Below are 26,124 nucleotides of genomic sequence, written 5' to 3' on the forward strand. Positions count from 1 at the left end.
CCTATAAAAACAAAAACGGTAACCAACATGTCATTTCTGAAAGGCTTCTCAATCGGCGCCAAGCTCCTCGTGCTGCCCGGGTTATTTGTGCTCGCTCTACTGGTTGTCTCGGGTCTGGCCTACCGCGGGCTGGCTAAGCAACAAGCGGTAATCGAGGAAATCGACCAGTTGCGTTTCCAGCAATATCGGCAAGTGTTAGAAACCTCGGCCGCCTCGCAGGCGGCGATGGTCGGCGCATATGCCACAGGCGCGCGCATCCTTGAATCCAGTGGGCAAGCTTCCGCGGAAGACCTTGAGTCATATCTTGAAGATATGCAGGCCAGTGTTGACGACATGCGTGCCGGGCTGGACAAGGTGGCTCGTGAAACTCGCCTGGGCGAAGAGGAGAGAGCGCTCTATCAAGCGGTGCAGGAGCAGGCCGCAGTGGTCGGCGAGGGGCTTGCCGAATTCAAGCGCACTGCTTTGAGTGACCAGATACAGGCTGCCTCGCTGCTGGGTCGGGTGCGTGCCGACAACAATGGCCTGCAAGGTCAATTCAACCGGCTGTTGGGCCTACAAGCCGAGCTGACCTCTGGCGCCTTCGCTGAGGCGGGCGCAACACAACAGCAGGTCTCACGGATGCTCGTCGCGGTGCTGCTGGGTGGCAGCTTACTGGCTGTGTTAGTCAGTCTTTTGTTGCGTGCGCAAATCATCCGGCCCATTCGGGAAATCGAGAGGGCTTCGATCGAGTTGCGCGATGGCGACCTGACCCGACGCGTGCGGGTCATGGGTCGAGACGAGATTGCCCACACGGCTCAGGCATTCAACGAACTCATTGATAGCTTCCAGCAGGCAATGCGCAAGGTAGCCGGAGTCGCGGCATCGGTCGGCGCCTCGGCAGAGGAGCTGGTGGGCGCTTCGGCGCGTGTGGCGCAAAGCTCTACGGCGCAGGCCGGTGCGGTGGGCGCGGTGTCGATGACCATCGAGCAGATGAGCGACGGGATTGCGGCAATCTCCAGTCATGCTGAAAGCCTGCGCAGCTGCGCCGAAGCCAGTTTGCGCGGTGCGCAGGATGGACACTTGGCCTTGTCGCGACTGCTCGAGAAAATCGACAGCGTGCGCCATGCATTCTCCGCCATCCGTGGCTCGGTGGGCGATTTTGTCGAAAGCACTACTGCGATCACCGCCAGCATCGGTCAGGTCAAGGACCTTTCCGCGCAGACCAGCATGCTGGCGCTCAATGCGGCGATCGAGGCGGCACGGGCTGGCGAGAGTGGACGCGGCTTCAGCGTGGTGGCGGACGAAGTGCGTAATCTGGCACAACGCTCTGCGCTGGCAGCCAACTCGATCAACCAGTTGACGGTAAAGCTCGAGAGCCAGTCCGAGGTGGTCGACGAAGCCCTGCGCGCCGGCACGGTGGCATTGGACGACAGCGGCCGACTGCTGAGTGAGTTGGAAAGTACCCTGCAACAGGCAGCGGAACTGGTCGGCGACTCCACGCGTGGGGTGGACCGGATTGCCGATGCGGTGAGCGTGCAGAACGAGGGTGGGCGGGGCATCGTTGCCAACGTCGAGCACATCGCACGCATGGCCGGCGAGGGCGATGCGATCACTCATCAGGTGTCCGGAGCTGTGGTGTCTTTGCGCGAACTGTCCGATGAGCTGAATGTAGCAGTGGGACGTTTTCGCTACGAGGCCTGATTTGCTTGAGACTTCGGTGTCCTGAATATCAGCAGCAGGGGTATGACTCCAATGGATAACCACATCAGCAGCTTGAAGTCATCCAGGTAGGCCACCCAGCTGGCCTGCACAGTGATCATGCCATCCAGCGCCGCACGCCCGCCGGCGGTTAATGGATTGAGTTGGTTGTTTACAGGCCAGGCATCGAACAGGCGGTTGAACGGCGTAACGTATGCGCCGATTTCGGCATGATTGATCTGAGTGTTTTGAGCCAGCAGCACCGTAACGATCGAGATGCCAACGCTTGAGCCGACATTGCGTGACAGGTTGTACAGACCAGTGGCTTCGCCACGCAAATGCGGCGCTAGGGTGGTAAAGGCGATGGTGGTCAGTGGGACGAACAACAGACCCAGGCTCGCGCCCTGAATAAAGCCGACGTACACGATGGTGTTGATGGACACTGCCGGCGTCCAGCCGGTCATCATGTACATCGACCAGGCGGACAGCAACAAACCGCAAAACAGTATCCAGCGAATATCCACTTTGCCGATGATCTTCCCGGCAAGGAACATGCTAAGCATGGTCCCCAGTCCGCGTGGCCCCATGACCATGCCGGCGGTGAGCACCGGGTAACCCATCAGGGTTTGCAGGTAGGGTGTCATCAGCGCCAATGACGCTAAATAGGTAATGCCGATGATGAAGATAAACACGACCGCCACCGAGTAATTGCGGTCCTTGAACAGTTTCAGACTGATAAAGGGCTTGTCGTGGGTGAAGGTGTGGACGATGAAAATGTACGAAGCGATGGCGGCCACCAGCGCCTCCAGGATGATTTCTCCTGAATCGAACCAGCCCAGCTGTTCACCGCGGTCGAGGAACAATTGAATCGACAGGATCGCCACGCTGAGCGAGCCAAAGCCTAGCCAGTCCAAACGGGCGGTTCTGTCGGCCGGGGTTTCCTGAATGAAGCGCATCATGCCGACAAAGGCCAGCAATCCGATAGGCAAGTTGATGAAGAACACCCAGCGCCAGCTGAGGTGTTCTGTTAGCCAGCCGCCGATCATCGGACCCAGCACCGGACCAACCATCACCGACACGCCGAACAAGGCCACTGCCGAGCCACGGTCTTTCTGCGGGTAAATATCCAGCAGAATGCCTTGCGATAACGGCACCAGTGCTGCCCCTGCCAGCCCTTGCAGTAAACGGAACAGGATGATTTCTTCCAGGGACCGGGCAATGCCACAGAGCACCGACGCCAATACAAAACCGAAGATCGATCACAGCAATACGCGCTTGCGACCGAAGCGTCGGGCAAGGAATGCCGAGGGCGGCGTCATGATGGCGGTGGCGACGATGTAGGAAGTCAGTACCCAGTTAATCTGGTCGGCACTGGCCGACACACTGCCCTGCATATAGGGTAGGGCGACGTTGGCGATGGTGGTGTCCAAGGCTTGCATGACCACTGCCAGCACCACACACAGCGTAATCAGTACTCGTAGCGGCGAAGGTGGCAGCGGCCCAGTTACTTCACTCATGATGGCGGGCGAGCAGGTTGGCCAGCGGTTTCGGCAGACCACGGGCGGTTCCGGTATCGATCTCTACCAAGGCACTCATGCCGTGGCGCAGCGCGGGTTTGCCTACGGCATCGTCGATACGGATCTTCACCGGAATACGCTGCACAACCTTCACCCAATTGCCCGTGGTGTTCTGTGCCGGCAGTAGCGAAAAGCTGGAGCTGGAAGCCGGGCTGATGCTTTCCACGGTGCCGTGCCAGGTCACGCCGGGATAAGTGTCTACCTCAATGGTTGCGTCCTGGCCGACGTGAGCGTTGGTCAGCTCGGTTTCTTTCGGCGAGGCAGCCACCCATAGGTGTTCGCTGGACACCAGGCTAAAGCCTGATTGTGGGGGTTGCAGGTAGGCGCCCACTTGCAACGAGTCCACGTTGGTCACCACGCCGTCGAACGGGGCGGTCACCACCGAGTTACGCAGGTTGCGTTCGGCTTCATTGAGCGCTGCTTGTGCTTGTAAGTAGGAGGGATGTTGCTCGAGAGGCCTGTCCAGCCGTCCTCCCAGTTGGGCTAATGCCGCAGCAGCCTGGGACTTGGCTACCAAAACCTGCTGGCGGGTATTGTCGAGGTCCTGATGGGCGTCGTCGTAGATTGTCTTGGAGACGGCGGCAACGCTGACAAGTTTTTCCAGCCGTTGGAAATTGGTCTGGTAGTAGGGCAGCCTGGCTTCAGCCTGGGCGATTTCGGCCAGTGACTGGTTGTAGCTGGCCTTGAGGTAAAGGATCTGGTTGCGCGCGCCTTCCAGTTGCGCGCTGGCACTGGCCAAGGCGATTTCAAAGGGTTCTGGCTTCAAGCGAAATAACACTTGGCCCTTGCTCACGACTTGGTTGTCACTGACCTCAATGGCCGCCACGATCCCGGCCACATCGGTCGAAACGCCCACCCGTTCGGCCTGAACGTAGGCGTTGTCGGTACTGACCACTTGGCCACCCAACACATACCAGGCGCCACAGGCCACGACGACAATCGGCGCCAGCAAAAACAGGCCGACGCGCCAGCGTTGCCGTGGAGCGCCGGAGGATTCTGGCCCATGACGATCAAGGGTGGGAGCTTCAGGCGCCTGCGCTTCAGGTTTCGCCAGTGGGTCGAGTGGACGGGCTTCTGCCTGCACCGCATGACGCTGCAATGTGGACTCAGCCATGCGTCACCTCGTCTGCCGCGCAGTTAGTGGGCTCATCCACCGGCTGGCTGCAAGCCGTCAGCAAGTGTTCACGCATGCGTTCGAGGTACTGCAGCAATTGATCGTGCTCCTGAACGGAAAAGTCGGCCATGGTTTCCACTCGAGTCTGCTCGCCAATGGTGCGCATGAATTGCAGCAGCGGATGGGCATCCGGAGTGAGAAATAACAGGGAAAAACGGCGATCGGTGGCGCGGTTGCGACGTTCGATCAGACCGCGCTCCTGCATTTTGTCCAGCAAGCGCACCAGCGTGACCGACTCGATTTCAAGCAAGTCGGCCAGACCCTTCTGGTGAATGCCTTCATGCGTGGACAGTTTGGCCAGAACTTGCCATTGAGAGCGCATGAGACCGGCTGCGCGGGCCCATTGTTCGAAGCGTTTACGCATCAAACGGGCAACGTCATGGAGGACAAAGCCGAGGATGGATTGGGTCATCGTCAACGCACCTGAAGTGAATGAGCATGCTCATGGTGATCAGGCTTATAGGTTTTCTGCTGATCCTTTTCAAGGAAAAATGGGCATTAAAGTTAAGAATGTTCATATTCAGCGATTTATTTGGCTGATAATCCGTTTTGTTGAGCAGTGTTCGGAGTATTTCTGGGTTCTAGATAGGTTTTTATGAGTATGAACATAAATCATTAAAATGTTTACTTATGGTTGCCATCACAGCATTGTACCGCTACCGTTAGCGTTGATTGCATTGCAAACAAAAGCCCAAAAACACAACAACAATGAGGCAAACCGATGACGACCCCTGGCTGGTGGGCCATGGCGCTTTCCGAGGCTGTGAATGATCAAAAGCCATTGGCCGTGGCCTTTGGTGGCGAGGAACTGGTCCTGTTCCGCAACGCAGCCGGGCAGGCTTTTGCTCTGGAAGACCGTTGTCCACATCGGCGGGTGCCGTTGGCTCTGGGACGAGTTGTCGAGTCTGGTTTGCAATGTGGTTACCACGGCTGGACCTTCGATGGTGCCAGTGGCGGTTGTACAAAAATTCCCAACCTTAATGATGATGAGCGCGTACCGCCACGCTATGCCGTGCGGGCCTTTCAGGTGAGCGAAGCCAATGGCTTCGTCCATGTGTGGTTGGGTGAGGGCGCATCGCAAGGGGAGCTCCCCAGCAGCGATTACCGGCCAAGCGGTCGCGAATTTACCGGTTCCACCGTCGTCAACATGAGTCACGACCAGTATCTGGCGGCGATGCTCGACGGCCCGGAATGCTTGCTCGGCTTTACCCATGTGCGCCTCACCGATTTCTTCCTTGGCGATCTACGCAGAGAGCAGGGCCGCGTGGTTCTGGAGCGCGGTGCGGTATGGTCCACACAATTTCTGCCATCGCAGTTTGTGGTGGACTACCCCTTGATTGTGCGCACCGCAGTACCCCTGAGCGGCGGCAGTATTCGGGTGGATTTGCTCAACGAAGAAGAAATGCCGCTCGTTACCCTGATGATCGCAACCGGGGCCAACCGCCGTGGCACCACCAGCCTGTGCTGGCGAGGATTCGTGACTGAGCACGTGCCGGCCAAGGCACCGTTGCGTTGGCGTATTGCCCGTGCATTCAGCAGGTCGCCGTTCCGGGTGAACCACTTGATTGACGGCGTAGCCGTCGCGGCCCTGCTGCAAGCCCCATCCCGCGACCTGCGTGCCTTTCGCCGACCGCATCTGATTCCCGCAAGCGCGATCGTCTGAGCACAGGAGAACTCACCATGCATTCCGTGCCTTCCTCTACCGATACTCCGTCGCGCAAAGTGCGGGGTGACTGGACACCGATCAACTATGACCTGCGTGACACCTGGTTTCCGGTCTCCCATAGTCGCGACCTCAGTGCCCAGCCAATTCGTCGAATCATTCATGCCCAACCCTATTACCTGTGGCGGGAAAACGGGCAGCCGAGAGCAGCTGAATTCCATCCCTATCGTCTGCGTGAAAATACGTGCGTGCTGACGGCATTCACTGGCGGCAGCGGGTTTTATCCGCTGGTCGAGCGTTACGGCTACATTTGGGTCTGGTACGGCAACCCGGATGCCGCCGATACATTGCTGCTGCCGCATATCCCGTTCCTGCCGCAAGACGGCAGTCTTCCTGGCTACACCCAGCGCACCGTGCGATTCGATGCGACCTCTGCGCTCTCTGTAGAAAACCTGATTGACCTGACCCACGCCGATTTCCTGCATGCCAATACCATCGGCGACGGCATCAGCGAGTCGGACGAGGTCGAGGTGCAATGGACCTCTGAAACGGTGACCCGCACCCGTACAGTCGCACAAAAATCAGTGGCGCCGATCATGCGTTGGGTCGGCGGGGTGCGCGCCAAGTACCAGGATTTTCGCGCGGTGCTGCACATCCATTTGCGCAGTAATGTGTGCATCTCCTACCCGCGATTTCGTCCCGGTTATGACGTTCCTAACTTGCAACCGTTCTTGCCGGTGGGCAAGCATCGCTCGCGCTGTGACGTCACGTTCAATACCACCGCTGCACCGTCACCGTTTCGCTACGTGATGCCGCGCATCAACTACATCATCCAGCCCCAGGACAACTCGGTGGTGCGTCCGCAAAATCAGCGCTATTTCGAGACCGATGAGCGACGTGACCTGCATTCGCGTTTCGATACCCCAGGTACTCGTTATCGCTACCAGATGGAACAACTGGTCGAACGCCAGCGCGCCGGTCAGTTCGCCTACGGCAGCGATGCTGAACCCGGACGCGATATCAGCACGTTGTTGGGCATGAAAGACTGACCCCATCACGCAAGGAGTACGGCTATGGATCTGGGCATTGGCGGGCGCATGGCGGTGGTATGCGCGTCTTCACGAGGGCTTGGCAAAGCCTGTGCGCTGGCATTGGCGCAGGAGGGTTGCGAGATACTGATCAACGGCCGCAATGCCGAGACCCTGGCGCAAACCGCGCAGGACATTTTTCTCGGCACTGGCCGGCTGCCCCGCACGGTGGTGGCGGATCTGTCCACCTCTGCCGGGCGTGCGACATTGTTGGCCGCGTGCCCGGTAGTCGACATTCTGGTGACCAACAACGGCGGCCCAGAGCCGGGTCGTCTGGAGGATTGGGATCACGCGGCCTGGATGGCGGCCATTGAGGCCAACATGCTCTCAGGCATTCTGCTTATCCAGGCTGTGATCGGCGGTATGCGGGCGCGAGGTTTCGGCCGCATCGTCAATATCACCTCGGCGATGGTCAAGTCACCGCGTTTGCCGTTGGGTTTGTCCACCGCTGCACGTGCCGGGCTGACCGCTTTTTGCAAAGCTCTGTCGGTCGAAGTGGCACGGGACAATGTAACGATCAACAATCTGCTGCCGGAGCGCATTGAGACGGACCGTCTGCGCTTTATGACCGAGCAGCTGGCGGGGCTTCGCCAGCTCAGTTTTGAGCAAGCACGGGTGGAAATGCTCAAGCCGATAGCGGCGCGACGATTTGGCCAGCCGAGCGAATTGGCAGCCGCCTGCGCATTTCTCTGTTCGGCGCAAGCCGGCTATATCACCGGGCAAAATTTGCAGATCGACGGCGGCAGTTATGCTGGATTGATTTAGCTTCCCCGGCGTTCCTTCCAGTCGGCGGGCAGCACTTCGCTGGCGTCGAAATCCAACTCCACTTCAACCCCATTGGGGTCCTGCATGAACAGCTGCCACGTGCGATCGGCGCCGGGAGCACGGATCACCTTGAATCGCACGCCGTGCTCATCCAGGTGCGTCCACATTTTCTGCAAGCCCTGGGCATGAAACGCCATATGGTCGAGCACGCCACGTCGCGGCTCCGGCATTTGTGATACGCCCACCACATGCAGTACGGGCTGTTGCCGGGCGTACAGCCAGAAGCCGGGAACCGGGAAGGGCGGGCGTGGCCCGTCGACCAGACCCAGTACCTCCACGTAGAAATCCCGTGTCGCCTCCAGTTGGTTGGTGACGATGGTGAAGTGGTCCATGCGCAGGATCATCGCAACGCCCCTGATCGGCTTTTAGTGATATTTAGACGAATTGTTATTTGCTGTTCATATTCCTGCTTATGATTCTATATTCGGAATACTAATCTATCTATGGAATTTATCATTGATCGCTTAGGGTAACGCCATGGATTCGTTCTGCAGCTCTGCTGCAAAACGCTAAGCGCAGAAGAAGACAGGTGCTGAATGAGCCAGGCAATCCTCGAAGGAATTCGCGTCATCAGTCTGTGTTCCGGCATTGCCGGCTCTGCCGCTGGCATGCATCTTTGCGAAGCGGGTGCCGAAGTGGTGATGATCGAGCCACCCGCCAACCCCGCCAGAGAGAAACAGGCGCTGTTTGCTGTGCTTAACCGTGGCAAGCGCAGTGTCATCCTCAGTCTGGAAAATCCCCAAGATCGTCAGCAACTAAACTCTCTGCTCGCGAGCGCCGATGTGCTGCTACACGACTTCACACCTTCGGTAGCGCAGGCCCATGGTCTGGCCGACGCGCAACTCGCTGCAGACTTTCCTCGCTTGATTATCTCGGCAATTAGCGGCTGGCCCCAACGGCATGCACTGGCGAATGCCATCCCCTGGGAAACTTTGATCCTGGCGCGCCTTGGCCTGTTGGACGAGCAACCGGCGCATCGCCCCGGCCCGGTATTCGTGCGCATGCCCTTTGCCAATTGGCTGGCCAGCTGGTTGTGCGTGGTTGGGGTGATGGCGCGGTTGCTTGCACGCGAACGTGACGGCTGCGGCGGTATCGCTCATACGAGTTTGGCTCAGGCAGCCTTGGTGCCAATGACCATGCATTGGAACCGCGCGCAAACGCCGACGCAGGCCTTTGCCAAAGGCCTGGATAAACACATTCCTATTCCGTTGCACCAATGCGCTGATGGCCGCTGGTTGCATGTGCATTATTCGCCGGACAAATCCCCGTGGATGGCCGCGGCACTCAGTGAGCTCGGCGAAACCGAAGTGGCTCGCTTGAACGCGCTGTGGCCATCGAGCCATGTGGCGCCAAACTTCGGCGCCAACAAGGCGATCATTGCCACACGGCCGGCACAGGACTGGGTCGAGCATTTCTGGCAGCACGACGTGGCCGCGCAAATTGCCGCTCCCTTTGGCGATATCTACTTCGACGAGCAAGCACGCCTGAATGGTTATGTGGTTGAAGTCGACGATGTGCAATTGGGCAAGACCCTGCAACCAGGCCCTGCCTGGCAGGTGCAGCCACCCGCACGAGTTGGCGGTAGCGCACCTCTGGCAGGTGAGGGGAACGCCGGACTGTCAGGCGCCGATGCTGTGATCCCTTCGCAAGTGCCCAGGTCGAGCCCGGCGCCCTTGCCTCCGCTGCACGGTCTGAAAGTACTGGATCTGGGCGCCTACCTGGCCGGGCCGTTTGCTTGCATGCTTCTGGCGGACCTCGGCGCCGAAGTCATTAAAGTCGAAGCGCCCAAAGGCGATGCCATGCGCCGCCTGGAGCGGATTTTCAGCGGCACCCAGCGTGGCAAGTTGGGGGTAGCGCTGCAGTTGGGCGATCAGCAAACCGAGCCCGCCGTAGAAACGTTGGCCCGTTGGGCCGATGTTGTTCACCACAACATGCGGCTGCCGGCCGCACGCAAACTCAAGGTCGACTACGAGAGCCTCAAAGTGCTCAACCCGCAGCTGGTGTATTGCCATGTCAGTGCCTACGGACCGACCGGACCGCGCGCGGATTGGCCGGGTTTTGACCAATTGATGCAGGCTTCCTGCGGCTGGGAGAGGGAGCAGGGCGGGGAGGGGCAGGCGCCGATGTGGCTGCGTTTTGGCGTGGGCGATTTCTTTGCCGGTTTATCCTCGCTCTATGCCTTGCTGCTGGGATTGTACGAGCGCAACCGCAGTGGCGTCGGGCAAATGGTAAGCTCGTCATTGTTGGGCGCTACGTTGCTATCGATGAGCGAAGCGGTGGTGCTTGAAGACGGCAGCCTGACCCCAATCGAACATATGGATGCGCAACAGACTGGTGTGAGTGACGCACACCGTTTGTATCTATGTAGCGATGCCTGGCTGGTGGTGGCAGCGCTGCAACCGGATGAGGTGCAGCGTTTCAAGGCGCTCATGGGTGATCAGCCCGAAACCTGGTTTGCAGGTCTTACCCGGCAAGCGGCGCTCGCAGCATTGGCTGAAGTGCAAGTTCCTGCGCAGGCCGTCCTGGAGGCGCAGATGGATGCCTTTCTCGACAGCCCCGAACACGCCGCCGCGGGTCTGCACGCGCATTACTCACATGCTGTTTACGGCGACTTGCAACAGATCGGCGCGTTCTGGGATTTCGGCAACTTGCCGTTATCGCTGCAGCGCCCACCGCCCGCCCTCGGCCAACATACCCGGCAAGTTCTGGAAGGCCTCGGCTTTACCGGCAGCGAGCTCGAACGATTGGCCTCGGCTGGCCTGGTGGCGCTGTAACGGTGGGCCTATTGGCCGGCAGCATTTTTCGACAAGCACAAGGAATACCCATGTACGAGTTGGATTTCAGCGGTAAAACCGTGCTGGTAGTCGGCGGGTCCAGTGGCATCGGCAATGGCATTGCGCAGAACTTTCGCCAGCGCGGTGCCGAAGTGCATGTCTGGGGTACGCGTGCCTCGGCGGCGGCCTATCACGACTCACCCGACTCTAACCTTGAAGGCTTGCATTACGCGCAGGTCGACGTCGCGGATGCAGCGTTGATCGAAGCGGTCTGTGTGCCATTCACCCGTCTGGATGTGTTGGTGCAAGCGCAAGGCACGGTGCTCTACGACCGTCAGGAATTCCTCGCTGAGGGCTTCAAGCGCGTGCTCGACATCAACCTCACCAGCCTGATGGTCTGCGCGCAGAAATTTCACCCGCTGCTGATGGAAGCCAAGGGTTCGATGATCACGGTCAGTTCGGCAGCAGCGTTCCATTCTACCCGTGGCAACCCTGCCTACAACGCCTCGAAAACCGGCGCTTTCGGGCTGACTCGCACCTTGGCCGAAGCCTGGGCTCGTGATGGTATCCGGGTGAATGGCATTGCCCCGGGGCTGGTGGAAACCAAGCTGACACGGGTGACCACCAGCAACCCGAAACGCCTGGAAGGTGCGCTGCGCGCCATTCCTCAAGGGCGCCTCGGCACGCCTCAGGACATGGCTAATGTGGCTCTGTTTCTCGCCTCGCCGCTGGCCAGCTATGTGCTCGGCCAAACCCTATTGGTCGACGGCGGCATGCTGCTGGCCTGATCGCTATTTGCTAGGAGAAACACCATGGCCTGGGACTTTCAGACCGACCCCGAGATTCAAGTGGAACTGGATTGGATCGAGCAGTTCGTGCGTGAGGAAGTCGAGCCTCTCGACCACGTGTTGGGCAGCCCGTGGAATATCCACGACCCGCTGTTCAAGCAACTGGTCAAACCGTTGCAAGCGCAGGTGAAGGCGCGCAACTTGTGGGCTTGTCACCTGGGCCCGGAACTGGGCGGGGCAGGGTATGGCCAGGTGCGCCTTGCGTTGATCAATGAAATTCTCGGCCGCTCGCTGTTCGGACCGATTGTGTTTGGTTGTCAGGCACCGGACTCCGGTAACGGTGAAATCCTCGCCCATTACGGCACGCCGGCGCAGAAGCAGCGCTACCTGCAACCCTTGCTCGACGGCGATATCGTGTCCTGCTTCGCCATGACCGAACCCCAAGGCGGCGCGGACCCTGCGGTGTTCACCACCGAAGCGGTGCGTGAGGGTGATGACTGGCTGCTGAGCGGCGAAAAATGGTTTGCCTCCAATGCCCGCTACGCCGCGTTCTATATCGTGATGGCGGTCACCGATAAAAACGTGTCGGTGTATGAAGGCATGTCGATGTTTATTGTTGCCGCCGATGCTCCGGGGGTGAGCATTATCCGCAACGTCGGTATCGCCGATGACCCGGCCGCAACCCATGCCTACCTGTCGTTCGACAAGGTGCGAGTGCCTGCTGGCGACATGCTCGGCGCGCCCGGTCAGGCGTTTGTCGTGGCCCAGGTACGACTGGGTGGCGGCCGCGTGCACCATGCGATGCGGGTGATTGGCCAAGCGCAGAAAGCCCTGGATGCACTCTGTGAACGATCCCTGTCGCGTAGTACCCAGGGCAGCCGCCTGGCGGACAAGCAGATGGTCCAGGAAAAAATTGCCGACTCGTGGATCGAGCTCGAACAATTTCGTTTGCTGGTCATGCGCACGGCATGGCGCATCGACCAGTATCAGGACTACAAACGGGTACGCAAAGACATCGCTGCGGTGAAAGCCGCCATGCCCAAGGTGCTGCATGACATCGCCGCGCGCGCCCTGCATGTACATGGCTCGTTAGGGGTAAGCGAAGAAATGCCGTTTACCGGGTACATCGTCCGCTCCTTCCAGATGGGGCTGGCCGACGGGCCCACCGAAGTGCACAAAATCACGGTCGCCAAACAACTGCTACGCGATTATCAACCCTGCGACGAACTGTTCCCCGATTACCACCGGCCCACCGCGGCGGCCCGAGCCCGGGAAAAATACGCCGATGCATTGGCCAGTCTGGGCGAGTACGACGCATGAACGACTGGCAGGATCTGGTCGAACTCGAGCGCCTGGCTCTATGGATGGACTCAAAGGGTCTGGAAAGTGGCTCCATCGAGGCCCCACTGCGATTAACCGGAGGCACTCAGAATCTGTTGCTGCGCTTTCGGCGTGGCACGCGCGAATTCGTATTGCGTCGGCCTTCCAGGGAGTTGCGCGAAGTCGGCAGTAAAACCATTGCCCGTGAAGCACGGTTGCTCAAAGCGTTGGCCGGATCGCCGGTGCCCCATGCCGGCCTGATAGCCGACTGCGCCGACCAAGACGTTCTGGGCGCCAGTTTCTATTTGATGGAACCAGTACAGGGCTTCAATCCCAACTGCGCGGCAGGTTTGCCGACGCCGCACGCGCAGCAGCCAGCAATGCGCCGACGTATGGGGCTGGCCATGGTGGACGCGTTATTGCGTCTGGGAGAAATCGACTATCAGGCGGTGGGCCTGGGGGATTTTGGGCGGCCCGAAGGTTTTCATCAACGCCAGGTCTCACGTTGGCTGGCGCAACTGGACAGCGTCAAAGACTACCCCGGTTGGCCGGGCGCGAGCGGTCTGCCGGGACTTGCCCGGTTGGCCAACTGGTTGAGCGAGCATTACCCGACGCAGTTCCAGACCGGTATCCAGCATGGTGACTTTCACTTGTCCAACGTCATGTTTCGCCACGACAGCGCGGAACTGGCCGCAGTTGTCGATTGGGAGCTGGCGACCATCGGCGATCCGTTGCTCGACCTTGCCTGGCTGGTAGTCACCTGGCCCGGTGCTGATGGTCGTGGTGCCGGCACCATTGAAGTTCGCCCCTGGGAAGGCTTTTGCAGCAGCGACGAACTGGTCGCCCATTACCGCGCCGGCAGCTCGCGCTCGTTGGCGGACTTCACCTGGTACCTGGTGTTGGCCGGCTTCAAGCTCGGCATCTTTCTCGAAGTCAGTTACGCCCGTGCGTGTGCGGGCAAAGCCTCGATGGTCTCGGGTGAAAAACACCACGCCTCAGCGTTGCGTCTGTTCGCTACGGCGTTGCAGCGCATCGATCAAACAGTCTGATATCAGAGGAACAGCCCATGCAGCTGGCCGGTAAACGCATCATCGTCACGGGGGGCGCCAGGGGTATTGGCGCGGCAGTGGTCAAAGCATTTGTGGAGGAGGGAGCCTATGTCGTCAGCCTCGACCTGGGCGAAGCCGCCTCGATGACGGGGGACGGTGGCGGGTGGGCGCATACACGAGTCTGCGATATCGCTGACAGCCAATCCGTGGACGCCGCTTTCGCCTGGGCCAACGAACGGCTCAATGGTCTGGATGTGCTGGTACATGCTGCGGGTATCGCGCCGAATGCCAGTGCCGACAGCATCACGCTGGACGAGTGGGAAAAAGTCTTTGCGGTGAATACCCGTGGCACATTCCTGACCAACCGCGCGGCCTATGAGCTGCTGAAGGGCAGCGGTGGGCGGATCATCAACTTCGCCTCTGGGGCAGGCGTCATCGGACAGCCCGGCAAAGCCCATTACGCGGCCAGCAAGGGGGCCGTGCTGGCGTGGACGCGCACGGTGGCGCGGGAGTGGGGCCCATTGGGCATTACCGTCAACGCTATCGCCCCGGCGATGTGGACGCCGATGTACGAGGCGACTCGCGCGAGCATGAGCGCCGAACAACTGCAGCAGCACGATGCGTACATGGCAGGGCAAGTGCCCATCGGCGGACAACTGGGTGAACCGGCCCGGGATCTGGCGCCAGTGCTGGTATTTCTTGCCGGAGAAGGTTCTCGATTTGTCACCGGGCAGACGCTGATGATTGACGGCGGGATGCTGATGCTCAGTTGAGTTGAAGGTGGGGCGCCTAGCGGCTGCGGATCAGCTGCAAAAATTCCTGACGGGTGTTGTACGACTCGCGGAAGGCGCCAAGCATCACTGAAGTACTCATCACCGAGTTCTGCTTCTCCACACCTCGCATCATCATGCACATGTGTTTCGCCTCGATCACCACGGCCACCCCGGCGGCATTGGTGACCTGGGCGATTGCATCGGCAATCTGCCGGGTGAGGTTTTCCTGGATCTGCAGGCGGCGGGCAAACATGTCGATAATTCGCGCGACCTTCGACAATCCGAGCACTTTGCCTGTCGGTATGTAGGCAACATGAGCCTTGCCAATAAATGGCAAGAGATGATGTTCACACAGCGAATACAATTCGATTTCACGAACGATGACCATCTCATCGTTATCCGACTCGAACAGTGCTCCGTTGACGATCTCTTCCAGCGTTTGCCGGTAGCCATGGCAAAGATAACGCATGGCTTTCGCTGCACGTTCCGGAGTCTTGAGCAGGCCTTCACGCTGTGGGTCTTCACCGACGTGCTGGAGAATTTCCCGATAATTTTTCGTCATTTCTTCGTTCATCGATCGACCTTATTGTTAGTGATGTAAGGGGAGCAGCTAAGCCAGCGGCCTGCTCAAACCGGTCAGCACCATGCTGGTAAACAGACTCGTCAGACTTTCCAGAGGAGGCCGCGCATCCTGCGGGTAACCGGCTACCACGCCATCGAGCAATGCTTGCATGCCCAGCGCCATCGGTGCGCGCTGGCCGGCCGGCAATCCACAACGGCTGAGGATGTTTTCCAGGTCCCGGGTGCGGGTGTCGCGCAGTTGCTCGACGCGTTCGCGCTGCTCCAGGCTGAGGCTGCGAAATTCCATGCGCGTCAGCGTGTGGCGCTGATCGTGCAAGCTGTTGAACTGCAGGTGCACACGTACAAAACGTTGCAGTTGCAGCCGACCCTCAGCATGACGCGCGACCTTGGTTTGCAGTAACGCCAGAAGATCGCTTTCATGCGTCTCGATCAGTTCGAACAGCAGCGCCTGCTTGCTTTCAATGTGGTTGTACAGCGATCCCGGCTGCAAATGCATTGCGGCTGCCAATTGGCGCAGGCTGACACTTTCGAATCCATGCTCGGCAAATAATCTGAGCGCCGTGTGGTACAGCAATTCGTGGGTTCCGACATCGCCATCCGGCTGCCCATGCCAGCGCGGCTGAGGGCCGGCGGCCGTTGCGGGGCGGGCGCCAATCATGGACGTTCCAGCAACAGGGCGACGCCCTGGCCGCCGCCAATGCATAAGGTCGCCAGGCCTTTTTTCGCGTCGCGCTTGAACATTTCGTGCAGCAGCGTGACCAGCACACGACAACCCGAAGCGCCAATCGGGTGACCGAGGGCAATGGCGCCGCCGTTGACGTTCACTTTGTCAAAATCCCAACCCAGCTCTTTACCCACCGCCAACGACTGGGCAGCGAACGCTTCGTTGGCCTCGATGAGATCGAGTTCAGCCAGGCTCCAACCGGCTTTTGCCAGACACTTGCGACTTGCCGACACCGGCCCGATGCCCATGATCGCCGGGTCTACGCCAGTACACGCACCCGCCTTGATCTTTGCCAGAACGGGCAAGCCCAACTCCCTGGCCTTGTCTTCGCTCATCAACAGCACTGCAGCGGCGCCGTCATTGATTGTCGAGGCGTTGCCGGCGGTGACGCTGCCGTCTTTTCTGAAGGCTGGTTTGAGCCCAGCCAGGCTGACAGCAGTGGTTTGCGCGCGAGGTTGCTCATCCACGGCAAACAGCAGCGGCTCGCCTTTGCGCTGCGCAATCGGCACCGGGGTGATCTCCGCGACAAAACGGCCGGCCTCAATGGCTGCGCTGGCAAGTTGCTGCGAACGCAGGGCATAAGCGTCCTGCTGCTTACGGGTCAGGCTGTGAGCGTCGACCAGATTTTCCGCAGTGATGCCCATGTGGTAGTCGTGGAAGGCGTCGATCAGGCCGTCCTGCAGCAGCGAGTCGGCCAGTTGCGCGTTACCCATGCGCAAGCCGGTGCGCGCTTTGGCCAGCGTGTAGGGAGCCAAGCTCATGTTTTCCATGCCGCCGGCAATCACCACCTCGGCATCGCCACAGCGAATCGCCTGAGCCGCCAGCATCACGGATTTCAACCCGGAGCCGCAGAGCTTGTTCAGGGTCATGGCCGATACGCTATGGGGCAGGCCTGCTTTCAGCGCCACTTGGCGTGCCGGGTTTTGCCCACACCCGGCCGTGAGCACCTGGCCGAAAATCAACTCATCGACCAGGTCGACGTCAATCCCGGTTTTTTTCAGCAACGCCTGGACCACCACGCTGCCCAATTCCACGGCACTGGTGGTGGCCAATGCGCCTTGGAAGGTACCGATGGCGGTGCGGGTGGCGGCGACTATCACGACTTCATGCATGCTGTGCTCCAGTTTTCGGTGGATACGGCGTGGTGCCTTTTCAGGCAACCGACGCCTGCCACACTCGGGCTTACAGTTGGGTAACGGCTATTTTGCTGCCGGCCTGACTGGCATCGTGGAACTGCGCGTTCGAGCCATCGCGCCACCGTTCAAGCAATTGCGCCTGACGCTGTTGGGCGTGAACGAGGTAGCGCTCCTTGACCGGGCCATAACCGCGCACGCTGTCTGGCAGCTGTGCCAGGTCCTGGGCCAGGGTCAGGTTGTCGGCGGTCAAATCCATCAAGACTTCGTCGAGGACACGTTCATAATTGGCCAGCCAGTCACGTTCCACCTTGCGTTCGTGAGTGTGGCCAAACGGATCGGCCCAGGTGTTGCGCAGGAACCGGAACCTAGCCAGCAGCTTGAAGCCTTGCAGCATCCACGGGCCGAAGCTGCGCTTTTTCGGCTCACGGCCGCTGCCGTTATCATTCAGCAGCGGTGGCGCCAGGTGGAAACGCAGGCGGTAGTCGCCCTCGAAGCCAGCCTGGATTTTTTCCAGGAACTGGCCATCGGTAAACAGGCGTGCCACTTCGTATTCATCCTTGATGGCCAGCACTTTGAAGTAATAACGGGCGACGCTTGCCGACAGTTTGCCCGGTTGCCCGAGCAGCGCCGTTTCCGCTTTCATGAATTGCTCGACTCGTTGCCGGTAACGTTGGGCATAAGCCTTATTCTGGTACGCCGTGAGAAATGCCATGCGTCGTGCCAGTGTTTCTTCCAGGCTTTGCGACAGCAAGCGATCTGTGTTCTGCACTTTACCTGCTTCCAGTTTGCGCAAGACCCGTGGCAAGTCTTCGGCACTGCGCCGGCCCCAGGCAAAGGCGGCGAGGTTGAAGGGCACCGCAGTGCCATTCAGTTCGATAGCCTGCAGCAGCGCGGCTTCGCCCACCGGTAACCAGCCTTTCTGGTAGGCGTAGCCGAGCATGAAGGTGTTGGTGGCAATCGAATCGCCCGTCAATGCCGTGGCGATTTTGCTCGCGTCGACAAAGTCCGCCTGGGCATGGCCAACCGCTTCGGCGATTTGTGCCGACATGTTGTGGGTGTGGAATTTCGGGTCCGGGTGCTTCAGCAAATCTCCGCTTTCCGCCTGTTGGGCGAAGGTCCGCACGAATGCGCTGGTGATGGTTTCTTCACTGTTGATCAGCGCATGGGTAACGCCTTGACGCAGCTTGGACAAGGTTTCGGTATTGGCACTGACCACCAGATCGCAGCCTAACAGCAAGGCTGCTTCACCTTCGGCAATACGGGGTGCGAACAATTGATCCTGGTGCGCGGCAATGCGGATGTGCGACCACACCGCGCCGCCTTTTTGCGCCATGCCGGCCATGTCCAGATTGAGCGTGCCTTTGCCTTCGATAAACGCTGCCATTCCTAGCAAGGCGCCGATGGTCACCACGCCGGTGCCACCCACGCCGGTCACCAGAATGCTGTAGGGCTCATCCAGCGTAACGGTTGATGGCGTGGGCAATGCCCATAATTCATCCGCTTTGGCTGCCAGCGCTTTGGGTTTGCGCAACGAGCCCCCTTCGACCGTGACGAAACTCGGGCAAAAGCCGTTAAGGCAGGTGAAATCTTTGTTGCACGAGGACTGGTCGATTTCCCGTTTGCGGCCGAACTCGGTTTCCACCGCCACCACCGACATGCAGTTGGATTTGCTGCTGCAATCGCCACAGCCTTCACACACCGCTTCGTTGATCACAACCCGGCGTGCCGGGTCCGGGAACTTGCCGCGCTTGCGACGCCGACGTTTTTCCGCAGCGCAGGTCTGGTCATAGATGATTGCGGATACGCCTTGGAACTGGCGCAGCTGTTCCTGCACTTCGTCCATCTGGTCGCGACGCAGCACCGGCACGCCGTCTGCCAGTTCATGGATGTGCTGATATTTCTCGACATCTTCGCTGACCACCACCACACGCTGCACGCCTTCGGCAACGAGTTGCCGGCTGATTTGCGCCACGCTGAGGCTGCCGTCCACCGGTTGGCCGCCGGTCATGGCCACGGCGTCGTTGTAGAGAATCTTGTAGGTGATCTGCACCTTGGCCGCGATGGCAGCCCGAATCGCGAGAATGCCGGAGTGGAAATAGGTTCCGTCACCGAGGTTGGCGAACACATGTTGAGTAGTGGTGAACGGTGCCTGGCCGATCCACGTCACGCCTTCGCCGCCCATCTGACTGAAAGTCTGGGTTTGCGGGTAGATCCAGGCGGCCATGTAATGGCAGCCAATGCCCGCCAGTGCGCGACTGCCCTGCGGGACTTTGGTCGATGTATTATGCGGGCAACCGGAACAGTAGTGGGGCACGCGTTCCATCAGGTTACTGAATTGGTCTTTGCTAGCCAGTTGCGCATCCAGCACGGCCAGGCGCACTTGCAGCGGGCCACTTTGGTGCAGACGCAGAATACGCTTGGCCAGCGCACGGGCGATCATCGCCGGGGTCAGGTCGTTGATGGCTGGTAGCAACCAACCCGTGTGCGGCAGGCTCCACTCACCCTTGTCGTCAAACTTGCCGACGATGCGCGGGCGTACGTCCTCGCGCCAGTTGTAGAGTTCTTCTTTCAACTGGTATTCGATCATGTGGCGTTTTTCTTCCACCACCACGATTTCTTCCAGGCCCTCGGCAAACTGCCGGACGCCTTCAGCCTCCAGCGGCCAAACCATGCCGACCTTGTAGACCCGCAGGCCAATCTGCTGGGCGAGTGATTCGTCGATGCCGAGGATTTTCAGTGCCTGGCAAACGTCGAGGTACGATTTGCCTGACGTGATGATGCCGATGCGCGCTTTCGCTGAGTCCATCACGACACGGTCGAGGCGGTTGGCCCGGGCATAGGCGAGGGCAGCATATAGCTTGTGTTCCAGCAGGCGCTGTTCCTGTGCCAGGGGCGGGTCTGGCCAACGGATATTCAAGCCACCTTCGGGCAGCGGGATATCGGGAATGATCGGTTGTACGCGATGAATGTCGATGTCGACGACGGCCGCGCTCTCTACGGTGTCGGCCACCGCTTTGAGGGCGACCCAGCAGCCGGAATAGCGCGACATGGCCCAGCCATGCATGCCGTAGTCGAGGTATTCCTGCACCCCCGATGGCGCCAGCACCGGCATCATCACCGCTTTGAAAATGTGCTCGGTCTGGTGCGGTAGTGAGGAGGAGCGCGCGCCATGGTCATCTCCGGCAATGGCCAGCACACCGCCAAATTGCGAGGTGCCGGCGGCGTTGGCGTGGCGGAACACATCGCCGCAGCGGTCGACGCCCGGCCCCTTGCCGTACCACATGCCAAACACGCCATCGTAGGTGGCGCCTTCGAAGAGATTGACCTGTTGCGTACCCCAGATTGAGGTAGCAGCGAGGTCTTCGTTCATGCCTGGATGGAACACCGTGTGGTGTTCCTTGAGGTAGTCGCGCGCCTTCCACAATGCCTGGTCAAAACCACCCAGCGGCGAGCCACGGTATCCGGAAATAAACCCGGCGGTGTTCAGACCATTGGCCAGATCGCGTTGGCGCTGCATCAGTGGCAGACGCACCAGCGCCTGAATGCCGGTGAGCAAGATTTTTCCAGTGTGCTGGACGTATTTGTCATCCAGAGATGGGGGCACACTCATGTTCATCCTCCAGGCTTTATTGTCATGGCGGCGCCAGGAGAGCGGCGTTGCCTAGTTATTGGCTGGAGTCTAGGGAGCGGTTTTGCCATCGTAAAATCACAAAAACAATGGGGCGGTATCGGTTATTCAAATACCGGTATGCACACTGTTCTTCACGCTGTTGTAGATAAAGCCGGTTACCGGTCTGGTGTCATTTTCACCTTGTTTCTGGCTTGATATCCCCACAGAAAATATCCACGTTGCCATCGGCCGGTGTGGTCCTTACCACTAAGTAATATCCACCAGAAAGCAGCTCTGACAGCGCCACTGGCGCACTTCGTGAATAGGTCCAGCCGCGCGTTGCAGAAATGCGATTGGTATTGATCCGGTCATTCATTGCATAGGCGACAGACCCGGGCCGCTCGCAGCTGCCTTTGTTGATAAACGTGTAGAGATTCAAGGGCCGAAGAGTGCCGCTTGGAACTCCACTGACGACAAAGGAAAACGCTGTCTCATTGCCCTGAACGGCCAGCGTTGTATTGGCGATCTGACCGCCGTTGCGTGGTGTAGCGTTCAAGGGAACAGTCACTGTCTGGCTTGATGAATTCGTACAGCCGACGATTATCGCAGCGGCTAGGAGTGCCGCTGTCTGGGTTCCCGATTTCATGGTCACCTCCTGTACTCAAAAAAGCACAATCCAGGGCCTTTGAGTATAGGTCGGGAGTATTTGACCAATACCAAAATGCATTTCAGCAATACTCCCAATCGTTGTCTCAAACCTCCCCGTCCCGTCTACTTCAGTCCATACCGAAAGCCCACGGATCAGCGCTCATTGGCGCGGTCCAGACGGCCCAACGCTTCGGCTGCCAACAACAATAAAAAAGTAATGGGAGTGTTGATGATCGACGCAAAGCTAAAGCCGTTAAGCCTGGCTGTCTGGTTCAGCGTGACCGGGTGTGCCTTGACTGTTGGCGCTGTGCAGGCCGCCGAGTTTGATACCGGCAATCCGGACTGGACCGCGCGCTGGGACAACACCGTGCGTTACAACCTGGGCATACGGGCCGAGGGGCGCGACTCCGCGTTGGCCAATAACGCCAGCTACGACGAGTCCGACGCCAAGTTTGATCGGGGCGATGTGGTGACCAATCGGGTCGATGTGATGAGCGAAATGGAGGTCGCGTACAAGCAGTACAACGGTTTTCGCATCAGCGGCGCGGGCTGGTACGACCAGGCTTACGAAAACACCGACGTCGAAACCAGCCCCGGCAATGTCTACTACCCCGGTGCGTTTCCCGGTACGAGCACGCCGAGCTACAACAACGGTAAATACTCCAGCTTCACCAAGCGCTATCACCGTGGCCCTAGCGGCGAGTTACTGGACGCCTTTGCGTTTACCCGCTTCGATCTCGGCGAGATTCCGGTCAGCGTGCGTGCCGGCCGGCATACCGTGTACTGGGGCAACGGCCTGCTGATTGCCGGGCATGCGGTGTCCTACTCGCAAGCACCGTTGGATGGGCGCAAAGCGGTAAGCAACCCAGGAACCGAGACCCGTGAAATCTTCCTGCCGTTGACGCAGATTTCAACCCAGGCTCAGGTCACCGACAAGTTGTCGCTGGCAGCGCAATACTTCTTCGAATGGGACACCACGCGCGCACCTGAAGGCGGTACCTATCTGGCTTCCGCCGACGTCGCCCTGGAAGGGCCGGACCGTTTGCCGTTGTTCAGCGGTGTTTCGCGGCCGTTGATTGACCCGGTCAAACCCAAGGACAGGGGCAACTGGGGCGTGATGGGCACCTATAGCTTCGACTTCCTGCATTCGGAGGTCAGCGCGTTCTATCGCGAATTCGATGACTACAACCCGTGGGGCCTGCAAGTGGCACCGACTTTCGCCCGTTACGTGTACGCCGAGAACGTCAAGCTCTATGGCCTGGGTTACTCCGCAGGTCCGGTGCTGGGTGGCGGCTCCCTTGGCGTAGACCTGTCGTATCGCCAGAACACCTCGTTGGTCTCCAGCAACATCAGCACTGCCGACAACCAGGGCGCTCGCGGTGACACCTGGCACATGGTGGTCAACGGCCTGTGGTTGCTGCCGCGCACTGATTACTTCGACACCGGCAGCCTGATCACCGAAATGGCGTTCAGTCATGTGCAACGGGTGACCAAGCACGAGGAACTGTTCAAAGGCGAGGGCTATGGCGGCTGCCCGGAGGGGCAGGACAAGCACTACGGCTGCGCCACCAAAAATTATGTCGGCCTGGCCGTGAGCTTTGCACCGCAATGGCTGGGGGTGTTCCCCGGCTGGAACATTTCCACCCCGATGAGCGTGGATTACGGCGTCAGCGGCAATGCCGCAACGGGCGGGGGCAACGAAGGCAAATACACCTGGAAAGCCGGGGTCAAGGGCACCTACGACGAGCGTACTGACGTGACCCTGTCGTACATCGGGTACGGCAGCGAACGCAAATATGGCGATATTGCCGGTGTCGGCAAAACAGTCGTCGGGGGAACCGGCGACGTTGGCCTGACCGACCGCAATTGGGTCTCGCTGACGGTCAGTACCGCGTTCTGAACCGCCCTGAACTGCACTGCAGTGATCACCGGACTCGGCGATCACCCATCTGAATGGAGAACGTAATGACGGTCAATTCTTATGCGATAGGCCTGGTGGCCATTGCTCTGACGGGGGCGACAGTCGCTGATGACACCTCTACCGCAGCCGATCTGGGCGGCAGACTCACGCCGTTCGGGGCGATTGTCGCGGGCAATGCCGCTGGCACCATTCCGGCCTACGACGGTGGTTTAAAAGTCCCGGCCGGGCTGGTCCCAGGCGACGGCAACTGGCCCAACCCGTTTGCCGATGAAAAGCCACGCTTGCGCATTACCGCAGCCAACGCCGATCAGTACGCCGACCAACTGGCAGCCGGACAACTGCAATTGCTCAAGCAGAACCCCGACACCTATTACCTTGAGGTGTACCCCACCCACCGGACAGCAACCTTTCCGGCGAATTTTCTTGCTGCCACCCAGCGCAATGCTGGCCGCAAGGACTGCAAGACCGAGAACGACGGTCTGTCGATCAGCGAAGGCTGCCGGGGCGGTCTGCCGTTCCCACTGCCGCGAGATGGCCGGGAACTGATGTGGAACTACATCCTGAACTACCAGGGTGTGAATGGCTGGGACTGGAACCACAGTGCCTATGTCGTCAATGAGGGTCATGCGACGTTGACCAATACCAACCGGTCCACCGGCGAAAAACCCTTCTACCAGATGGACGTTCCCGGGCGTGATCCGAAAATCGCCCAACGTATATGGTCGCGCATCGTTGCGCCGGCCCGTACGGCCGGGCAGGCATCCGGGTATTGGGATTACCTCGACCCGGTCGCTGACTCTCGATATGCCTGGAGCTACAGCACCGGCCAGCGCCGCGTGCGCAAGGCTCCGGAATTCAACTACGACACCCCCAACTCGGCGTTCGGCGGGGTCGCGTTCTACGACGAAATCTTCCTGTTCTCCGGAAAGATGGACCGTTTCGACTGGAAGCTGGTGGGCAAGAAGGAAATGTTCATTCCCTACAGCAACTACACGCTGAAGTGGGGTTGCGACATGGACAAGAAACTCATGCCCAAACACATCAACCCCGCCTGTGAACGCTGGGAGCTGCACCGTGTCTGGGTGGTGGAAGCGACCCGCAAGGACGGCGTCCGCCACGCGCAGAAAAAACGTCGCTACTACATCGACGAGGACACCTTTGGTGCTGCGGTCTACGACGCCTGGGACGACAGCGGCGCACTGTTCCGTACCGGCTCGCAATACAACATCGAGGCCTATGGCATTCCCAATAACCCGCAACAGGATTCCTACTCGTTGTACGACTTCACCCGTGACCAGTACGGCATGTTCGGCAACGGCCCGACGCGCTACCGCCAGGAACCGGTCGCCGAGCGTGAAGCCAATCCGCAGACCATCGCCGGTGGCCAGACCCGCTGACCTCATGCTCCTTTTCGGCGCTCGTCACGGGCGCCGATTTTTTTATCCGTCCCGAGACCCTTTTATGAGCGAGATTGTGCAACGTTTAGACGGCAAGGTCTGCGTGATCACCGGAGCCGGCAGTGGCATCGGCCGCGCCTCGGCACTGCGTTTTGCCCGGGAGGGCGCCACGGTAGTGGTCACCGACCTTTTCGCCGAATCGGCGCAGGCCGTGGCAGCTGAAATAGGTGCCAAGGCAATGGCCATGCAAGTGGATGTTGGTGAGGAAGACGCCTTGCGGCAGATGGTCGAGCAGACCGTCGAGACCTTCGGTCGTATCGACGTATTGTTCAATAACGCCGTGTACAGAAACCCGGCCACAACCCGCGATATCGACTTCATCAACTTCAACACCGAGCTGTTCCACAACTGCATGCGGGTCAACGTGTTGGGCGGCGTGCTGGCGTGCAAATACGCCTTGCCGCACATGCTCGCCCAGGGCAGCGGTTCGATTCTGTTCACCTCGTCCACCAGCTCGATTGCCGGCGAAATTTCTCAGTTCAGCTACGGCGCCTCCAAGGCCGCGCTCAACTGGTACGTGCAAAGCATTGCCGCCACCTTTGGCAAACGCGGCATTCGTTGCAACGGCATCCTGCCGGGAGTGATTCGCACGCCAGCCATGGAAAGTTGGGCCAACGAGGCGATGAAGTCGGCCTTTCTCGACCTGCAAAACGTACCGCAACTGGGCGAGCCGGAAGACATCGCCGCCATGGCCGCTTTCCTCGCCAGCGACGACGCCGCCTACGTCAACGGCACGCTGATGCGCGTGGACGGCGGCATGAGTTGCGGCACGCCGATGGTGCCGGTGGTGCGCAATTTCCTGTTGCCCCAGGCCTCGGTCTGATCCCGATCCATTCACTGCACTGGAGCCCGTTTTATGGCACTCGAACAGGAACGCTTCATCCTCGACATGCTGGCCGCCTGGGGCGATGGCCGCGACGGCAGCCGCCCCGATATCGAACGCATTATGGCCACCTTCGCCGACGACGCCATCTGGCAACTGTGGGTGCCCGGTGGTCCTGTGATCCGGGGGCGCGACGCGTTACGCCGGGAGATAGAGCGACAGATGAGTTATGTCACGCATAACCGTTGCACCACGCGCCACATCGTCTCTTCGGAGCGCGTGGTGATGACCGAACGCGACGATTACTGCGTCAACAACGGCGTCCCCATGCCGCACTCGATGGTGGCGGTGTATGAGCTGGACGAACACGGACTGATCTGTGCCTGGCGCGAGTACCTGGACACCGCCGACCTAGCGAAGAAAAAGGGCGTGCCGCTGGAGCAGGTAGGCGGGCCGAACGCTGGTAGCACCAGCACCCATTGAGAGCGGCGCTGGACATCAGCGCCTGAGGAAGA

General features: G+C 59.7%; 22 protein-coding genes and 1 pseudogene. 14 read left to right on the forward strand and 9 right to left on the reverse strand.

Features of this window, described 5'->3' with window-relative positions:
- The first annotated feature begins 27 nt into the window (after positions 1–27).
- Positions 28–1,680 carry a methyl-accepting chemotaxis protein gene (locus K5E40_RS01740; protein ID WP_020300852.1) on the forward strand — a complete coding sequence of 551 codons (1,653 nt, stop codon included), beginning with the start codon at positions 28–30 and terminating at the stop codon, positions 1,678–1,680.
- On the opposite strand, the pseudogene K5E40_RS01745 reads toward K5E40_RS01740, so the two are convergent.
- From K5E40_RS01745 to K5E40_RS01755, 3 genes and pseudogenes are all read right to left on the reverse strand, one after another.
- A pseudogene (locus K5E40_RS01745) lies at positions 1,668–3,194 on the reverse strand (DHA2 family efflux MFS transporter permease subunit). The gene K5E40_RS01740 and the pseudogene K5E40_RS01745 sit on opposite strands and share 13 nt — an antisense overlap.
- Complete coding sequence (locus tag K5E40_RS01750; protein ID WP_020300850.1) at positions 3,187–4,368, reverse strand: HlyD family secretion protein; 1,182 nt, start codon at positions 4,366–4,368, stop codon at positions 3,187–3,189. Before K5E40_RS01750 ends, K5E40_RS01745 begins: the two are co-directional and overlap by 8 nt.
- Positions 4,361–4,840, reverse strand: a complete 480-nt coding sequence (locus tag K5E40_RS01755; protein WP_221729430.1) for a MarR family winged helix-turn-helix transcriptional regulator — start codon at positions 4,838–4,840, stop codon at positions 4,361–4,363. Before K5E40_RS01755 ends, K5E40_RS01750 begins: the two co-directional genes overlap by 8 nt.
- Between K5E40_RS01755 and K5E40_RS01760 the strand changes: the two genes are divergently transcribed.
- From K5E40_RS01760 to K5E40_RS01775, 4 genes are all read left to right on the forward strand, one after another.
- Positions 4,827–5,027, forward strand: a complete 201-nt coding sequence (locus K5E40_RS01760) for a hypothetical protein (RefSeq protein ID WP_128706716.1) — start codon at positions 4,827–4,829, stop codon at positions 5,025–5,027. The genes K5E40_RS01755 and K5E40_RS01760 overlap by 14 nt on opposite strands.
- Positions 5,028–5,149: 122 nt before the next feature.
- Entirely contained in the window at positions 5,150–6,091 is a 942-nt protein-coding gene (locus K5E40_RS01765) for a Rieske 2Fe-2S domain-containing protein (RefSeq protein ID WP_020300847.1), read from the forward strand.
- 17 nt (positions 6,092–6,108) lie between these two features.
- Positions 6,109–7,140, forward strand: a complete 1,032-nt coding sequence (locus K5E40_RS01770) for an aromatic ring-hydroxylating dioxygenase subunit alpha (protein ID WP_020300846.1) — start codon at positions 6,109–6,111, stop codon at positions 7,138–7,140.
- Positions 7,141–7,164: 24 nt separating this feature from the next.
- Positions 7,165–7,944 (forward strand): SDR family oxidoreductase, encoded by a 780-nt coding sequence (locus K5E40_RS01775; protein WP_020300845.1) that lies wholly within the window; start codon positions 7,165–7,167, stop codon positions 7,942–7,944.
- Here the strand turns inward: K5E40_RS01775 and K5E40_RS01780 are convergent.
- Positions 7,941–8,348, reverse strand: coding sequence for a VOC family protein (locus K5E40_RS01780; RefSeq protein WP_020300844.1), 408 nt, complete (start codon positions 8,346–8,348; stop codon positions 7,941–7,943). The genes K5E40_RS01775 and K5E40_RS01780 overlap by 4 nt on opposite strands.
- 192 nt (positions 8,349–8,540) lie before the next feature.
- Between K5E40_RS01780 and K5E40_RS01785 the strand changes: the two genes are divergently transcribed.
- From K5E40_RS01785 to K5E40_RS01805, 5 genes are read left to right on the forward strand one after another with little or no spacing between them, the layout of a single operon-like run.
- Positions 8,541–10,778: a CoA transferase gene (locus K5E40_RS01785; protein ID WP_047531069.1), complete on the forward strand. Its 2,238-nt coding sequence runs from the start codon at positions 8,541–8,543 to the stop codon at positions 10,776–10,778.
- Positions 10,779–10,828: 50 nt separating this feature from the next.
- The gene (locus tag K5E40_RS01790) at positions 10,829–11,566 is read left to right on the forward strand and encodes an SDR family NAD(P)-dependent oxidoreductase (protein WP_020300842.1); all 738 of its coding nucleotides are present in this window, start codon (positions 10,829–10,831) and stop codon (positions 11,564–11,566) included.
- A gap of 24 nt (positions 11,567–11,590) precedes the next feature.
- Positions 11,591–12,886, forward strand: a complete 1,296-nt coding sequence (locus K5E40_RS01795) for an acyl-CoA dehydrogenase family protein (RefSeq protein WP_020300841.1) — start codon at positions 11,591–11,593, stop codon at positions 12,884–12,886.
- Positions 12,883–13,935 (forward strand): phosphotransferase family protein, encoded by a 1,053-nt coding sequence (locus K5E40_RS01800; protein WP_020300840.1) that lies wholly within the window; start codon positions 12,883–12,885, stop codon positions 13,933–13,935. The genes K5E40_RS01795 and K5E40_RS01800 overlap by 4 nt, the downstream gene beginning before the upstream one ends.
- Positions 13,936–13,952: 17 nt before the next feature.
- On the forward strand, positions 13,953–14,708 hold the full coding sequence (locus tag K5E40_RS01805; protein ID WP_020300839.1) for an SDR family NAD(P)-dependent oxidoreductase: 756 nt from the start codon (positions 13,953–13,955) through the stop codon (positions 14,706–14,708).
- Between the two features lie 16 nt (positions 14,709–14,724).
- On the opposite strand, the gene folE is transcribed toward K5E40_RS01805, so the two are convergent.
- The 5 genes from folE to K5E40_RS01830 form a co-directional block, all read right to left on the reverse strand.
- Positions 14,725–15,282 (reverse strand): GTP cyclohydrolase I FolE, encoded by a 558-nt coding sequence (gene folE / locus K5E40_RS01810; RefSeq protein WP_020300838.1) that lies wholly within the window; start codon positions 15,280–15,282, stop codon positions 14,725–14,727.
- 36 nt (positions 15,283–15,318) lie between these two features.
- Positions 15,319–15,948, reverse strand: a complete 630-nt coding sequence (locus K5E40_RS01815) for a TetR/AcrR family transcriptional regulator (protein WP_020300837.1) — start codon at positions 15,946–15,948, stop codon at positions 15,319–15,321.
- A complete protein-coding gene (locus K5E40_RS01820) occupies positions 15,945–17,126 on the reverse strand; it encodes an acetyl-CoA C-acetyltransferase (RefSeq protein WP_020300836.1) in 1,182 nt (393 codons plus the stop codon). Before K5E40_RS01820 ends, K5E40_RS01815 begins: the two co-directional genes overlap by 4 nt.
- A 70-nt stretch (positions 17,127–17,196) precedes the next feature.
- Complete coding sequence (locus K5E40_RS01825; RefSeq protein WP_047531066.1) at positions 17,197–20,760, reverse strand: indolepyruvate ferredoxin oxidoreductase family protein; 3,564 nt, start codon at positions 20,758–20,760, stop codon at positions 17,197–17,199.
- Positions 20,761–20,956: 196 nt separating this feature from the next.
- The gene (locus K5E40_RS01830) at positions 20,957–21,406 is read right to left on the reverse strand and encodes a hypothetical protein (protein ID WP_076961360.1); all 450 of its coding nucleotides are present in this window, start codon (positions 21,404–21,406) and stop codon (positions 20,957–20,959) included.
- 231 nt (positions 21,407–21,637) lie between these two features.
- Here K5E40_RS01830 and K5E40_RS01835 point away from each other — a divergent pair, with 231 nt between their 5' ends.
- The 4 genes from K5E40_RS01835 (at position 21,638) to K5E40_RS01850 (ending at position 26,092) form a co-directional block, all read left to right on the forward strand.
- Positions 21,638–23,308: a DUF1302 domain-containing protein gene (locus tag K5E40_RS01835; protein ID WP_032904486.1), complete on the forward strand. Its 1,671-nt coding sequence runs from the start codon at positions 21,638–21,640 to the stop codon at positions 23,306–23,308.
- A gap of 65 nt (positions 23,309–23,373) precedes the next feature.
- The gene (locus K5E40_RS01840; RefSeq protein ID WP_020300833.1) at positions 23,374–24,726 is read left to right on the forward strand and encodes a DUF1329 domain-containing protein; all 1,353 of its coding nucleotides are present in this window, start codon (positions 23,374–23,376) and stop codon (positions 24,724–24,726) included.
- A gap of 64 nt (positions 24,727–24,790) precedes the next feature.
- Positions 24,791–25,609 (forward strand): SDR family NAD(P)-dependent oxidoreductase, encoded by an 819-nt coding sequence (locus tag K5E40_RS01845; RefSeq protein WP_081089279.1) that lies wholly within the window; start codon positions 24,791–24,793, stop codon positions 25,607–25,609.
- Between the two features lie 33 nt (positions 25,610–25,642).
- Positions 25,643–26,092, forward strand: a complete 450-nt coding sequence (locus K5E40_RS01850) for a nuclear transport factor 2 family protein (protein WP_047531064.1) — start codon at positions 25,643–25,645, stop codon at positions 26,090–26,092.
- Positions 26,093–26,124 lie beyond the last annotated feature (32 nt).

The sequence above is a fragment of the Pseudomonas baetica genome (assembly GCF_019733355.1).
Taxonomy (GTDB): domain Bacteria; phylum Pseudomonadota; class Gammaproteobacteria; order Pseudomonadales; family Pseudomonadaceae; genus Aquipseudomonas; species Aquipseudomonas baetica_A.

Bases quoted from the DNA above. Each gene is read 5' to 3' on its own strand.
- K5E40_RS01845 (WP_081089279.1), top strand. From the start codon at position 24,791: ATGAGCGAGATTGTGCAACGTTTAGACGGCAAGGTCTGCGTGATCACC.
- K5E40_RS01780 (WP_020300844.1), bottom strand. From the start codon at position 8,348: ATGATCCTGCGCATGGACCACTTCACCATCGTCACCAACCAACTGGAG.
- K5E40_RS01850 (WP_047531064.1), top strand. From the start codon at position 25,643: ATGGCACTCGAACAGGAACGCTTCATCCTCGACATGCTGGCCGCCTGG.
- K5E40_RS01785 (WP_047531069.1), top strand. From the start codon at position 8,541: ATGAGCCAGGCAATCCTCGAAGGAATTCGCGTCATCAGTCTGTGTTCC.
- K5E40_RS01750 (WP_020300850.1), bottom strand. From the start codon at position 4,368: ATGGCTGAGTCCACATTGCAGCGTCATGCGGTGCAGGCAGAAGCCCGT.
- K5E40_RS01775 (WP_020300845.1), top strand. From the start codon at position 7,165: ATGGATCTGGGCATTGGCGGGCGCATGGCGGTGGTATGCGCGTCTTCA.
- K5E40_RS01805 (WP_020300839.1), top strand. From the start codon at position 13,953: ATGCAGCTGGCCGGTAAACGCATCATCGTCACGGGGGGCGCCAGGGGT.
- K5E40_RS01795 (WP_020300841.1), top strand. From the start codon at position 11,591: ATGGCCTGGGACTTTCAGACCGACCCCGAGATTCAAGTGGAACTGGAT.
- K5E40_RS01815 (WP_020300837.1), bottom strand. From the start codon at position 15,948: ATGATTGGCGCCCGCCCCGCAACGGCCGCCGGCCCTCAGCCGCGCTGG.
- K5E40_RS01800 (WP_020300840.1), top strand. From the start codon at position 12,883: ATGAACGACTGGCAGGATCTGGTCGAACTCGAGCGCCTGGCTCTATGG.
- K5E40_RS01770 (WP_020300846.1), top strand. From the start codon at position 6,109: ATGCATTCCGTGCCTTCCTCTACCGATACTCCGTCGCGCAAAGTGCGG.
- folE (WP_020300838.1), bottom strand. From the start codon at position 15,282: ATGAACGAAGAAATGACGAAAAATTATCGGGAAATTCTCCAGCACGTC.
- K5E40_RS01790 (WP_020300842.1), top strand. From the start codon at position 10,829: ATGTACGAGTTGGATTTCAGCGGTAAAACCGTGCTGGTAGTCGGCGGG.
- K5E40_RS01840 (WP_020300833.1), top strand. From the start codon at position 23,374: ATGACGGTCAATTCTTATGCGATAGGCCTGGTGGCCATTGCTCTGACG.
- K5E40_RS01755 (WP_221729430.1), bottom strand. From the start codon at position 4,840: ATGACCCAATCCATCCTCGGCTTTGTCCTCCATGACGTTGCCCGTTTG.
- K5E40_RS01825 (WP_047531066.1), bottom strand. From the start codon at position 20,760: ATGAGTGTGCCCCCATCTCTGGATGACAAATACGTCCAGCACACTGGA.
- K5E40_RS01820 (WP_020300836.1), bottom strand. From the start codon at position 17,126: ATGCATGAAGTCGTGATAGTCGCCGCCACCCGCACCGCCATCGGTACC.
- K5E40_RS01760 (WP_128706716.1), top strand. From the start codon at position 4,827: ATGGATTGGGTCATCGTCAACGCACCTGAAGTGAATGAGCATGCTCAT.
- K5E40_RS01830 (WP_076961360.1), bottom strand. From the start codon at position 21,406: ATGAAATCGGGAACCCAGACAGCGGCACTCCTAGCCGCTGCGATAATC.
- K5E40_RS01835 (WP_032904486.1), top strand. From the start codon at position 21,638: ATGATCGACGCAAAGCTAAAGCCGTTAAGCCTGGCTGTCTGGTTCAGC.
- K5E40_RS01765 (WP_020300847.1), top strand. From the start codon at position 5,150: ATGACGACCCCTGGCTGGTGGGCCATGGCGCTTTCCGAGGCTGTGAAT.
- K5E40_RS01740 (WP_020300852.1), top strand. From the start codon at position 28: ATGTCATTTCTGAAAGGCTTCTCAATCGGCGCCAAGCTCCTCGTGCTG.